The organism is Gemmatimonadota bacterium (assembly GCA_009838645.1).
Taxonomy (GTDB): Bacteria; JAAXHH01; JAAXHH01; order JAAXHH01; family JAAXHH01; genus JAAXHH01.
The window spans coordinates 25324-38708 of the sequence record VXRC01000049.1 but is presented as its reverse complement, the minus strand read 5'-3'; the positions used below and the strand labels follow the sequence as shown (position 1 = coordinate 38708).

The following is a 13385-nucleotide window of genomic DNA, read 5'->3' as shown; positions in this document are numbered from 1 at the left end:
CGGCCGAGACCATAATGTCCCGCCCCAACATCCTCTTCGTATTCGACGATCAGCACCGGTACTCCGCCATGGGTACCAGCGGCAACCCCGTCGTGCGGACGCCGAACCTGGACCGGCTCGCGTCCGAAGGCGTGGTGCTGGACCAGGTGCTTTCGAGTTGCCCCATCTGCTCCCCCTACCGCGGCCAGCTCATGACCGGTCGGTATTCACACGTCAACGGCGTCATGGACAACGAGTACCTCCTTCGCCGTGACCAGGACTTTCTGCCGGCCGTGCTCGGAGATCATGGCTACCGCACGGCTTACATCGGCAAGTGGCACCTGGGCTACGGCCCCTTTGGCGAGGACGGCCGCTACGGCTTCGATTACATGGCCGCCTACGACTGCAATCACGATTACTACGACGTTTCCTACCATGAGAACGAACAGGGTCCCATCGACATGGCGGGGTGGGCGCCGGAGACGGAGACTTCGCTGGCGATACGGTTCATGGAGGAACATGCAAGGGTACATGCCGGCCGGCCCTTCGCCCTCGTGCTGAGCTGGGGACCGCCCCACTGGCCCTACGACGCGTATCCGGCCGAGTTCGACCGCTACGACCCGGAGCAGGTGGATCTGCCGCCCAACGTCCCGGAACAGTTCGCCGCCTTCGCCCGGCGGGAGATCGCCCACTACTACGGCAACGTGACCGCCTTGGACCACCAGTTCGGCCGGCTGGACGACGCGCTGGAACGGCTGGGTATCCGAAACGACACCCTGGTGGTCTTCACCTCGGACCACGGTGACCACCTCAGCAGCCACGGCTACGGAAAGCCCATGGACCGCTGGATGCACCCATCCTTCCGGGCCTCGAAGGCGACGCCCTACGAGGAATCGATCCATGTTCCCTTCATCGCCCGGCAGCCGGGCCGGATCGCGCCCGGGACGAGGAGCGACGCCCTGGTGAGCAGCGTGGATATGATGCCTACGCTGCTGGGCATGGCCGGCGTGCCGGTGCCCGACGGCGTGCAGGGCACGGATCAGGCGCACGTGCTGACGGGGACGCCGGGACCGCGCAGCGATTCGGTCTATCTGCAGATCCTGGGACCCGGCTGGCCGCACCGGGGCGAATGGGTCGGCTTCTGGCGCGGGATCCGGACGGACCGATGGGTCTACGCGCGTTGGCACAACAATCAACGGGACACGCTGCTCTTCGACCGGAAGAACGATCCCTTTGAACTGAAGAACCTGGCCGGCGATCCAGATTTTCGGGAGATTCAGGACGAATGTGAGGCTCGGCTACAGCGATGGATGGCGGAGACCGGCGATCCCTTCGACACCGGGCCCCGCGACCCGGAAACGGGCATGCTGCGGCTCGGGCAGCGGTTCAATCACGAGATGTATGAGCAAGGGGAGACCGCAAGATGACGATTTCCTGCTGCACCTGGGCTTTGGAGGGACCGGAAGCGGACGTGTTGACCGCGATCGCGCAGGCGGGACTGCGCCACATCGATCACCGCCCCTTCGACTTCAGGTCCGCCGAGTCCCGCCGCCTGATCTCGGACCTGGAGCTCATGCCCACATGCATGGCGACGGGTTTCGGCATGCCGGAGGGCGCGGCGCTCGACGCGGCCGACGGCGGCGCGAGGGACACGGCCATGGAACATACCCGGCGTGCCCTCGAATACGCCCACGAGACCGGCATCCGGAGGGCCTACCTGTTGCCCGGGGAAGCCGGCGACGCGGAGTCGCTGCGCCGGTACGGTGCGTCCGTGAACGGACTCGCCGGCATCGCGGCCGGGTACGGCATCAAACTGTGCATCGAGCATTTTCCGGGAAAGGCCCTGGCGACGGTGCGGGACACCCTCGACTACATCGAGAGGCTGGGACACGACAACCTGTACCTGCTGTTCGACATCGGTCACGCACAGATTTCGAAGGAAGATCCTGCCGACAGCGTCGCGGCGGCCGGTGACCGGCTGGGCTACTTCCACCTCGACGACAACGACGGCGTGTCCGATCTGCACTGGGCCCTGTACGACGGGGTGCTCACCCGGGACGTGCTGAAGCGAACCCTGGCCACCCTCGGCCAAATCGGATACGACGGCCCGGTCAGCCTGGAAATGAACCCCGAGCTCCCCGACCCGCTAGCGGCCATAGAAAGCGGTTTGCGGTTGGTTCGCGCCCTCTAGAGCACGGCTGCGGGCTGGTCCGTGCCCTCTACCCGTCCTGGTCCTACCAGTCCACCACGGAACCGTCGTCGGCCAGGTAGCTCTCGCCGTTCCGCCAGTCGTGGTCGATCTTGTCCTCCAGGGCGTCGTCGTCCAGCTCGATCCCGAGCCCGGGCTCCGTGGGCAGATCAACGAAACCATCCTTGAAGACGAAGGGCTTCTTCAGGTATCCCTCGCCCAGTGTGGTGTGCTCCTGGGCGACGAAATTGGGGATCGAGGCGTCCAGCTGCAGGCAGGCGGCCAGTGAAATCGGTCCGAGGGGATTGTGAGGCGCGATCCCGCCGTAGTAGGCCTCGGCCATGCCCGCGATGAGCCGTACTTCGAAGATGCCGCCGGCGTGGCACAGGTCCGGTTGCAGAATGGACGCGGCCTGCTTCTCCAGGATCTCGCGGAATCCCCATTTGGTGAAGACGCGCTCTCCCGTGGCGATGGGCAGGTGGGTGCTCCGGGCGATCTCGGCGAGCACGTCGACGTTCTGACACTGGACGGGCTCTTCCACGAAGAAGGGCTGGTAGGGTTCGAGTTCCTTGATGAGCAGCTTGGCCGTCTGGGGACTGACCGCGCCGTGGAAGTCGATGGCCAGGTCGATTTCCGGTCCGGCGGCTTCCCGCAGCCGGGCGAAGTGGTTGGCGGCCGTGTCGATGAAGGCCTTGTTCTCGATGATCCGGGACGGGCGCTCCGCATACGGTCCCGTCTTGAAACAGGTGAAGCCCTGCGCGATCCAGTCCCCGATGGTGTCCGGGTCGCCGCCGCCCTTGTACAGCCGGATCCGGTCCCGCGTCGGACCGCCCAGCAGCTTGTACACCGGCACGCCCAGCGCCTTGCCCGACAGGTCCCACAGCGCCTGCTCGACACCGCTGAGCGCGCTGGTCAGGATGGGGCCGCCCCGGTAGAAGGCGTGGCGGTACATGGCCTGCCAGTGGTGGACCACCCGGGTCGGGTCCTTGCCGACCAGGTACGGTTCCAGCTCGGCCACGGCCTGGGCGCAGGTCTTCGCCCGGCCCTCCAGGATGGGCTCGCCGAGTCCCACCAGCCCCTCGTCGGTATGCATCTTGAGAAAGAGCCAGCGGGGTTTGACCAGGAAGGTCTCGAGCTTGGTGATTTTCATGGTGTGCCTCTCCGGTTTTTCTACCGTTTTACCGCCCTACCGCGCTCCGCCCTATCCCCTTACCGCGCCCCGCAGGCCTGCAGACACGCCTGCATGTGACCCCGCGTCTCCGCCGCGACGACGCAGCACTGTTCCAGCGAATACTCTTTTGCCCCGATGACTTCTAGGTTGACCGGACCGTCGTAGCCGCCCTCGTGCAGCGCGCGGATATACCCGACCAGGTCGATATCCCCCCTGCCGTTTGCCTGGTCCTCCGGCGCGCCGGGCCCGGCCTGGCGGCCCTTGCAGTCACGGATGTGCACGTGGCGGACGCGGGGAAGCACGGCCTTGATGGCGTCCACGGGGTTCTCGTCGGCGCGGTGGATATGGGAAGGATCCATGTCGATCCCGAAGGCCGGAGACGATATGGCTTCCATGGCCCGCAGCGTCGTCGGCGTGTCGTATATACTCGCGCCCACGTGGGCCTTGACGCAGAGCGTAACCCCGTAGGTTCCCGCCCGGTCCGCCAGCCTGCCCAGGGAATCGATGGTCGTCTGGAGGCTTTCCTCGTCTCCGGACGTGCCACCGGGCCCGCAGTTGATGATGGGAATGCCGGTCTCGGCCGCGGCCCGGAACGCAGACTCCATGGTCTCTTCATCCTGAGACGGCTGCTCCATGGCCAGCAGTTCCAGGCCGTATTCGTCGGACAGGCGCTGAATTTCCGGCGCGATGGCCCGCCAGTCCGACAGGACGAGATGCTCGCTCATTCCGCCGATGGCCGACACTTCTATGCCGTCGTACCCGGCCATGGCCAGGTACTTGAAGGCCGTCTCCATGTCGTAGCCGCCGAACAGGACCGAGTTGGCGCCAAGTTTCATGTCCACTCCTTGTCAGTATCGTACCGTTAGTATTGTACCTTCAGTACTGTACAGTCACGACGGTATCGGTGTCCCATGATTCGATGGCGGCCTCGATGATCAACTGGGCACGCAGGGCGTCCTCGGCTTTGGCGTCGATTTCCTCCGGCGCCGCCTCATCGAGATTCTGCTCGATCCAGCGGGAAATCCGCGAGCCGAAGGTCTCTGAAAAACCCATCATGCCGCCCGGGTACTGATAGGATTCCACCTCCCTGGAATGCCGGGGATAGAACTCCAGTCCCTCGCAGGCCTCGCGTATGACAAACCGGGCGTCCGATCCCACGACCTCGCAGGTCTCCAGGCCATAGCTACCGCCGGCGTCGTAGCTCCCGGTCAGGTGGCCGACGATGCCGTTTTCGAACAGCATGTTGACCTGTACGTTGGACCAGATCTTCCGGCCCCAACCCTTCTTGAAGAAGGCCTGCACCTTCTCCACGTCGCCGCAGAAATAACGCATCACGTCGATGGAGTGGGGATGGAGCGCCCGCATGTGGAAATGAGGCGAGCTTTCGTTGGGGTTGTTGATCCACATCGTCATGTTGATGATGTTCAGCTCGCCCAACCGGCCGGCCTCGACCCATTCTTTCGCCCGCAGCGCGGCGGGCGTGAAGCGGTGGTTGAGGTTGATCCCGTAGCGAATGCCCCGTTCCCGCGCCAGCGCGACCATCTCCCGGGCCTTCGGGATCTCGTTGGATATGGGCTTCTCGCCCAGTACGGGGATGCCGCCGCCCAGCAGTTCCATCGTCGGCGCGTAATGATCCCCGCCGTTCTCCACGCCGGCCGTACATACGCTGGCCGCGTCCACCTTCAGCCCGCTGTTCAGCAGGTCGCCGACGCTATAGAACGCCTGGCAACCGTAGGTCTGCGCCGCCTCATCGGCCTTGTCCCTGATGGCATCGCAAACGGCCACGATCGTGCACGCTTCATGTGCCTGGTAGTTCCGGGCATGGTTGTTGCCTATGCCGCCCATGCCCACCACCGCGATATTCAGCCCCATCTTCAGTCGCTCCTTTATGCAAACTACGTATCAGGTATCCTGCGTGTTAATTATTATATTTCAATCACTTAAAATATAACCCATCCACCGGCCGCGGACCAGTTTCAATCAATCCACAGACCCATTCGCACGAGCGGAAGGCTTCCGACCCACTCGAACCCGCTCCCATCACCTGCTGCGCGCCTGCAGGCTGGCGGCCTGGTCGGGGTCGCCGATGTGCATCGTGTCGTAGGCCTGCTGCGATGTCTTGAATGCGCCGATTCCCTCGTGCCCGTGCCAGTCTCCCTGGGTGAGCATGGGATTGGGCGTTCCGGTCTCCCGCACGCGCTTCCGGATCCAGCCGTTCATCCGCCGCTTGAGCAGGTCAACCACCTCCGGCAGTTCCTCGGCCACGTTGTGGTTCTCGTCCGGATCCTCCACGAGGTTGTACAGCTCGACCTGGGGCTTGAAGTGGAAGTCCGGCTCCAGGGCCACCATCAGTTTCCACTGCGGCGTGCGCCAGCCTTGCTTCCGCATCCACGTGCACTCCGTGATGTAGAACTCGCTGTCGAAGGAGGATTTCGTGCCGTCGACCAGCGACATCAGGCTGTCCCCGTCGAAATCGATCTCCGTGTCTAGTTCGGCCAGATCCATAATGGTGGGGACGAGGTCCTTGTGCTGGTTGTATCCGGCGATACGGCTTCCCGCGGGGATTCTGCCCGGATAACGAATGATGAGCGGGACGTGGAGCGTCACGTCGTAGAGACCGTGGTGATCGAACCAGCATTCGTGGTCGTAGAGCGTCTCGCCGTGGTCGCCGTTGAGGATCACGATCGTCTCGTCCATGATGCCATGGGCCTCGAGCGCGTTGAAGATCGTCTGGATGCAGGCGTCCATGTACGCCACGGCGCCGTCGTACTGGGCGATCACATAATCCTTGTCGGTGATGCCCGGCGGCATCCACGATGCGAAGAAATCACAGAACGGCTTGAACGCCATGACCGGATCCATGGATCGGTTCTCCGGGTCGCACTCGTTTCCGTGATAGAACATACGCTCGTAGGGCTCCGGCGGCAGGTACGGCGCGTGAGGGTCCATGTGGCGGAGAAAGAGGAAGAACGGTCCGCGTCTTTTGGCGAGCCGGTCCAGCTCCGGGATCGCTACGTCGTTCAGATTCTGCGCCTTTGGACTGCGCCCCTCGTTCCAGCTGCCCCAGCTCGGATACTCTAGGTACTTGTCGAAGCCACGGGACGACGGGTTCCCGGCAAAACCCACGCTGGTAGTCGCGTATCCCTGCTCCCGCAGGATCTCGGGCAGCGTCTGCACGTCCTCCCGCAGTCCGCCCTTGTGCCGCAGGGCTACGACCTGGGTGCCGAAGGCGTCCAGTCCGGTCAGCATGGACGCGTAGGCGCTGGTCGTGGGGATATGGGCGCTGTACGTCTTCTCGAAAAGCGCGCCGCCCTCGGCGAACCGGTCGATGTGGGGCGTGGTCCGTCGATGATAGCCGTAACAGCTCATGTGATCGGCCAGAAGGGAATCCACGCCCAACAGTAAGATATTGGGACGCTTCTTGCGTCGCCTGCGGGTCTTGGCCATAGGTTGGTCCTCGTTGATGTAGGTTAACTCCCTGGGATAGCGGAATTTATGCTACCATTTACTCCGGCATGAAGAACTCGTACCGTTCCGGATCGCCGTAGCCGTCGACCCAGGTTTCCTTCAGGCCCTCGCTCTCCACGGCGGCCTTGACGATGAGCTTGTTGAACTGGCTGACGTTCTCCGAACCCATGTAGGTCTCCACGGGCATCCAGAAACACTCTTCGATCTCCGTGGCCTGCATCTCGATGATCTGGTGGAGCGGCTTCAGCCGGCAGACGAAGTAGATGTCCGACTTGTCGTACCGGTAGCCGTGCCAATGCCGGAAGCAGACCAGCCCGTCGAAGCGGGTCGGCACGCCCGTTTCTTCGAATACCTCCCGGACGACGCCCTCGGCCAGATGCTCCTCCGGCTGCAGTGCGCCGCCGGGCAGCTTGTAGTACGGCGCACGGCCCCCGCGAAATCGCTCACAGACCACGAGCAGTTCATTCTTCTCGTTGATCACCACGCCACCGGCGCCGATGTAATGGGTCGCGTAGAGCGGTACGAAGGCGTCCTCCACCAGTCTGAGCGTCAGCATGAGATATTCGGTGGTACTGTGATGGAACACACTTCCCGCGTCCACCAGTGCGGGAATGAGAAAGGCGCGGTCCAGGGGGACTTTGAACCAGGCGACCTGGAGTTCCTCTGCCTTCCACTCCCTGATTGTAAGGTCCAGGCGCTCCCTGAATCCGTCCGGCTTGTCCGGCAGGGCGTCCGAGTCGACTTCCACGCCGTGGAAACGGTTGCGCTCCCCCTCGATCACGGTCATGACCCTCTCCTTGCCGTGGCTAGCTGCCGTGGCTGGCCGCCGGGGCCGGCCCACTGGACCTGGTCCACGGGAAGCTCGACCAGTCCCTCTCTACGCCGGCTAGTTCAGCACGACCCGGCTTTCGTCCACGCTTGCTTTGAGCAGTTCCAGCACGCCTTCCAACCCCCTTATGGCATCCGACCAGAAACCGGGGTCCGTGAGTTCGAGGCCGACGGTTTGCCGCACCACGTTTTCCGCCGTATCGCTGCCTGTAAGCTTCAGGTACTGCTCGTATCTCGGCAGGAAGTCCGGACCTTCCTTCTCGTACTGGGCGAATAGGCCCCGGCTGAGCAGGTAGCCGAAGGTATAGGGGAAATTGTAGAACGTGGTGTCCGTGATGTAGAAATGGAGCTTGGACGCCCAGAAATAGGGATCGCCGCCCTCGGGGTCCAGCACGTCGCCAAGCACGCGGCGCTGGGTATCGACCATCAGTTCCTTCAGCCTGCTCACGCCGACTTCGCCCTCCGCCCGTTCTTCGTGGAAGGCCTTTTCGAATTCGAAGCGCACCGGGATGTCCATCAGGTAGGTCGCGCCGTCGCTGGCCTCCAGGTTCAGCAGAAAGGCCCTGGTTTCGGCGCTTACGCCCGGTTCATCCAGCAGGCCCCGCATGAGCAGCATCTCGCCGAAGGTGGAAGCGGATTCGGCCAGGGTCATGGGGTAGGCGCGATTCAGCGTGCGTTCCCCCCGCATAAGATGGCCGTGAAAGGCGTGCCCCAGTTCGTGGGCTAGGGTTAGCACGTCACCCATGTTGTCGTTATAAGTCATGTATACACGGGACTCTTTGGTCAGGGGAGAACCCGTGCAGAAGGCGCCGGGACGCTTGCCCGGCCGGGGCGACCAGTCGATCCATTTTTGCTCGAAGGTCTCGTTCGTATAGTCCGCCAGGGCGGGATATCCGGCCGCGAAAGCGCGATGCACCAGTGCCCTGGCGTCTTCCCAGGAAGGTTCGTCCTGGTGCTCCACGGTCAGGGGTGCCGAGAGATCGTACCATCCGAGCGTATCGCCGCCCATGAGACGCGCCTTGTACGCCAGGATGCCGCGGGCTAAGTCGATTTTCGCGAACACCGCCTCGAACATGGCCTCCAGCGTTTCGCGCGAGATCGCCGCCTGGAAGAGGGCCTTGTCCAGGTAATGATCCATGCCGCGATGGCGGTACAGGGTCAGCCTCGTGCCTCCGATGGCATTCAACGCGGCGGCCGGCACGGTCTCGATCGACGACCAGGCCTTGTTGCCTCCCTCAAAGGCGGCACGGCGCACGCGGCGGTCCGGGTGTTCCATCAGGGCGCGGCGCTGCGACATGGGCACCTGCTCCCGCCGGCCGTCCGGATAGGCCATCTCGAAAGTCAGCTTGCCCGAGATCCTGTCGTACAGCCGTCCCCAGGCCTCGATCCCGTCCACGCCCAGGTCCGACGCCAGGTGTTCTTCCTCCGTGGACATGGTATGCCTGGACTGGTCCCTGATCCGGGTAATGCGGTACCGTGCGTCCCGGAGGGCGGGGCGGGAGGTGAACTCTTCAAAAACCTCATCCGAAGGGGTCTTGAACCCCCGCTGAAGTTCTACGAGGATCTTGGACATCCGGGCGTCCAGCAGGCTCAATGCCCCTTCCTCCGCGGCGTAATCCTCATTGTTCGCGTCCGCGGAGGTTATGCAGGAAACGTAGGAGCCCAGGTGCCGCAACCGGGTGACGGCGTCTTCGAAGGACAGGACAATGCGCTCCCACGCTTCCAGGTTACCAGGGTTCAAATCCGCCGTGCCCGAGGCATCGGCCAGCAAAACGTCCAGGTCGTCCCGGAGGCCGACCTTGAAACGGCGCATCTCCGGACCGTCGAAAGCGGGAAAGTAAGCAGCCAGATCCCAATCCATGTGTCTACAATGCGTCCCTTCCTATCCTCTGCGCAGGACCTGGCCCGGGCGGTGCGCCGTGGGCTCGTGGTTTTCGATGACCGGAATACCGTTGACCAAGACGTGGGGAATGCCGTCGGGGGGCTGAATCGGCGCTTCGAAGGTAGCCCGGTCGACCACGGTCTGAGGATCGAAGACGACCACGTCCGCGGGAGCACCTTCACGCAGCACGCCCCGGTCCTTCAGCCGGTAACGTTCCGCCGGAAAGCCGCTCATCTTGTAGACGGCCTCTTCCAGGGACAGCAGGCCGCGCTCCCGAACGAATTTACGGAGCATCTGCGCGAAACACCCCATTCCCCGGGGATGGGGATGGGTACAGTCATAGACGCCGTCGCTGGCGACCATCATGAGGGGATGGGGCGCCGTCCGGTTCAGCACGGCGTCGACTTCCGCCTCCGGCACCGGCCAGAACATGACGAAGGCCTGGATGCCGTCTTCATCGAGCACGAGGTCGTAGGCGAATTCCTTGTTGGACTTGTTCACGCTCCTCGCGGCCTCACCGAGGGTCATCCCCGCGAATCTGCCGGAACGCGTATAGCCGATATACTGGCGGTCCGCCAGGTTCGTCGATTTCAGATGCTCCAGGGCCTTCCGGCGGGTATCCGGCTGGCGCATTCGCTCGAGCACTTCATCGGGACTGCCCGACTGCACCCACATGGGCAGTTGCATAGTGATGTGGGTCATGCCGGCCGGGTAGAGATAGGATTCGAAGGTGATGTCCACCCCGTCCTTCACGGCCTGTTCCAGGATCGGACCCGTCATGCCGTCGACACGCTCGTGAGACACGTGCACGGGGATGCCGCTGGTCCGGTGCAGGTCGATGATCTCCTGCCAGGCCCGTTCCCGCCCCAGGATCTGGTACCTCAGGTGGGCGGCGTAGATCCCGTCGTACTCCAGGGCCACTTTGCAGAGGGCTACCAGCTCCTCGAAGGGCGCGTTGGCGCTGGGTTGGTAGTCCAGTCCCAGGCAGAGACAGCCGGCGCCGGCTTCCATCCAGGCGCGGGTCTCCGCTTCCATGACCTTCAACTGGTCCGGCGTGGGCGCCCCGGGGTCCCAGCCCATGGCCTTGACCCGCACGGCGCAGTGCGGCACCTGGGGATACACGTTGGCGGGTGAGCGGCCCGGGAAGAGGTCCAGGTAGGACTCGATGGTGGGCCAGTCGACCGGCTCCAGGGGCTCTCCGTAGGCGAACTGCGTGTAATGCCAAAGGGGCAGGGCCTCTTCGGACGACAGGCCGGCCCAGCCGAAGCCGTCCGGCGCCAGTAAATGGGTCGTCACGCCCTGACGGAGGCCGCCCATCTGGTCCCGGCCACCCAGCAGGGAATTCTCGGAGTGAACGTGGACGTCGATGAATCCGGGGCAGACGACATGGCCGACGGCGTCGATCGTTCGGGCGGTTTCGGCATCCGACAGGTCGCCGATCCCCGCCACGCGTCCGTTCTGTATTCCCACGTCCGCGTGGTAGCGGTCGGTCCTGCCAGTACCATCGATTACCTCACCACCGCGAATGACGACATCGAAGGCCACGCATTCCTCCAGTCAGGTTCTGTCTATCAGGAGCTGTCCGGCCACGGAAAACGGGCCTTGTATTCGGGTTTTCCCTGAATGTCCTGCCGCACGCGGAACAATCCGCCACCGCGGTAATGTTTTCCGTATGCCTGCCAGTCGTAGTCCTTCGGATCCAGGGGAGAGCCGGGTTCCAGCGAGGTCCCGGCGGTCGTCACGTAGATGTCCGTGAGGTCCGTACCGCCGAAAATGACGCTCGAAGTCTGGATCGCCGGCAGCGCGATGCGCCGCTCTTCCACGCCGTCGGGGTCGAACCGGACGATGCATCCATCGAACCAGACGGCCGTCCAGACGAATCCCTCGGCATCCACCGTCATCCCGTCCGGAACCCCCGCGGTGTCGGGCAGCTTGACGAAATCGCGCCGGTTGGACACGGAACCGGTCGCCCGGTCGTAGTCGTAAGCATAGATCGTCCGCACGGCGGAATCGGTGTAGTACATGATCGATTCGTCCGGCGAGTATCCCATGCCGTTGCTGCACCCGATCCCCTCTTCGATGACTTCCACGCTGCCGTCCGGGTCGAAACGGTACAGCTTGCCCAGGCCGCCGTCGATCAGGGAGCCGGCGAACATTCGCCCGCCGGGGTCGGCCGTCACGTCGTTGAAGCGCAGCGGTTCTCCTTCATGGGTCTCGTCGAAAACGCGCACCCACTCGTCGTCCGACTTCCATAGCACGACCCCGTCCCAGATGCAGGCTACAAGACCTCCGAATTCGTTGAAGGCGAACCCGCCGACGTTGAAACCGTCGTGCACCTGTCGGTTCTGATTCGTGGCCGGGTCATAGGTGAAGAACCGGCCGGTCCGGATGTCGGTCCAGATGAGCGTTCTGCTGTCCGGGTCCCAGACCGGCCCCTCGCCCACCATTGCCTCGACTTCCGCGATTTTCTCGATGGTCGCCATCATGGCGTTGCTCCGGTTGAACAAATTCGAATGCTGCACAAGTCTTGCCGCTTCACGGTGTCTTGCCGCTTCACGGTGTCTTGCCGCTTCACTGCATTTACGCGTGCGGTGCCGCCGGGGAAGGACATATCGGCGGGACTGCAAGTATATATACCAAAAGACGGCGAAGGTCAAGGCGGGACATGGTTTAAAAACATGACAAGTTGCGGCGGGATTCCGGGAACTTGTGCGGTGTGACGGCCGGGGCTTGCATACCTGGTAATTGAAGGTGTATATTGGCCAGACCTTGAAATGTTCTTGTAATGAAGCATCAACCGATGTTTGTGGGATCAAACCCGAAGTCCGGGACTCGGAAGCGATGAAAACCTACCTGGAAGGCTGCGGCGTACCCACGACACGGATCGGCCAGGCCGAGGTGCCTCGGCTGATCATGGGCATCCATCCCTACGACGGTTGTTCTTACCAGAACAAGGCGCGGGACGCGGAGAATTACCGCGCCTTCAGCCGCGTCCAGTCCGTGACCGACGTGTTACGCTACGCCGTCGAGGAAGGCGGCATCACGGCCGTCCAGGTGGACCACATGCTGCCGAGGCTCGATCGGCTGCACCTGCAGGCCATCTGGGAAACCGAGCAACAGACCGGCATCAGATTGGGCATGGTGGCCTATATCCTGATCCCGGTGACGCTGGACGGCGAGATCGTCTCCTATTCCGATCGAGCCCACTCGACATTCTACGGCCGCAACGAAGCTCTTGCCGGCCAGGCCTTCCGCGATCATTTCCACCGCGACGACATCATACGCTACAACCTGGGCGACACCTTCGACGGCATCGTCACGCCGGAGTCCGTGCCGCCGTACACGGAAGCGGACGCCGCCCGGTTCGAGATCGACTACGGCGTCCTGGAACAGTACCTGGGCTTCTTCGCCGGGTGCGACATTCTCGTGGCCGATCCGGGGGCTGAAATCGACCTGCTCGCCATGTCCGGGCGCTTCGACCTGATCCGCGAGTACCTGGGCTTCCTGCGTGAACGGTTCAGTACCGTAATCACGAGCGTCCACCACGCCGGGGTCACCCTGCCGCTGCTCGAGGCCGAGGATATTCCGGTCGACGGCTACCTGACCACGGTAAACGCCCCGGGCACCTTCATGTTCCCCACCCGAGACGTGGCCATCGACGCCATCCGGCGGGCCACCAGGCCCGTCATCGCCATCAAGCCGATGGCCGGCGGCCGCTACCTCGGACACAAGGCGTTCGAGTATGTCTTCAACGAGATGGGCGTAGCAGCCTCGATGTTCGGACTGGGGACTCTCAACCAGGTCCGCGAGACCACGCAGGCCGCCCGCGAGGTGCTGGGCGCCGCCTGAGTTGAACTCTTGCACATCGC

Annotated in this window: 11 protein-coding genes; 3 read left to right on the top strand and 8 right to left on the bottom strand. The window is 63.4% G+C overall.

Annotation, left to right across the window (positions count from 1 at the left end; genetic code table 11):
* Positions 1-14 precede the first annotated feature (14 nt).
* Positions 15-1406 (top strand): sulfatase, encoded by a 1392-nt coding sequence (locus tag F4Y38_14065; protein MXY50406.1) that lies wholly within the window; start codon positions 15-17, stop codon positions 1404-1406.
* Positions 1403-2170: a sugar phosphate isomerase/epimerase gene (locus F4Y38_14060; GenBank protein ID MXY50405.1), complete on the top strand. Its 768-nt coding sequence runs from the start codon at positions 1403-1405 to the stop codon at positions 2168-2170. Before F4Y38_14065 ends, F4Y38_14060 begins: the two co-directional genes overlap by 4 nt.
* Before the next feature lie 43 nt (positions 2171-2213).
* Here the strand turns inward: F4Y38_14060 and dgoD are convergent, their stop codons facing one another.
* The 8 genes from dgoD to F4Y38_14020 all read right to left on the bottom strand — a co-directional run bounded on the left by dgoD (position 2214) and on the right by F4Y38_14020 (position 12002).
* A complete protein-coding gene (gene dgoD, locus F4Y38_14055) occupies positions 2214-3317 on the bottom strand; it encodes a galactonate dehydratase (GenBank protein MXY50404.1) in 1104 nt (367 codons plus the stop codon).
* 59 nt (positions 3318-3376) lie between these two features.
* A complete protein-coding gene (locus F4Y38_14050; GenBank protein MXY50403.1) occupies positions 3377-4174 on the bottom strand; it encodes a sugar phosphate isomerase/epimerase in 798 nt (265 codons plus the stop codon).
* Positions 4175-4214: 40 nt separating this feature from the next.
* Positions 4215-5210 carry a Gfo/Idh/MocA family oxidoreductase gene (locus F4Y38_14045; protein MXY50402.1) on the bottom strand — a complete coding sequence of 332 codons (996 nt, stop codon included), beginning with the start codon at positions 5208-5210 and terminating at the stop codon, positions 4215-4217.
* 168 nt (positions 5211-5378) lie between these two features.
* Positions 5379-6785, bottom strand: a complete 1407-nt coding sequence (locus F4Y38_14040) for a sulfatase-like hydrolase/transferase (GenBank protein MXY50401.1) — start codon at positions 6783-6785, stop codon at positions 5379-5381.
* Positions 6786-6843: 58 nt separating this feature from the next.
* Positions 6844-7593: an NUDIX domain-containing protein gene (locus F4Y38_14035; protein MXY50400.1), complete on the bottom strand. Its 750-nt coding sequence runs from the start codon at positions 7591-7593 to the stop codon at positions 6844-6846.
* A gap of 99 nt (positions 7594-7692) precedes the next feature.
* A complete protein-coding gene (locus F4Y38_14030) occupies positions 7693-9495 on the bottom strand; it encodes a M3 family oligoendopeptidase (GenBank protein ID MXY50399.1) in 1803 nt (600 codons plus the stop codon).
* Between the two features lie 21 nt (positions 9496-9516).
* Positions 9517-11061, bottom strand: a complete 1545-nt coding sequence (locus tag F4Y38_14025) for a D-aminoacylase (GenBank protein MXY50398.1) — start codon at positions 11059-11061, stop codon at positions 9517-9519.
* Positions 11062-11087: 26 nt separating this feature from the next.
* Entirely contained in the window at positions 11088-12002 is a 915-nt protein-coding gene (locus tag F4Y38_14020; protein MXY50397.1) for an SMP-30/gluconolactonase/LRE family protein, read from the bottom strand.
* Positions 12003-12357: 355 nt separating this feature from the next.
* Here F4Y38_14020 and F4Y38_14015 point away from each other — a divergent pair, with 355 nt between their 5' ends.
* Positions 12358-13365, top strand: coding sequence for a hypothetical protein (locus F4Y38_14015; GenBank protein MXY50396.1), 1008 nt, complete (start codon positions 12358-12360; stop codon positions 13363-13365).
* The last annotated feature ends 20 nt before the right edge of the window (positions 13366-13385 follow it).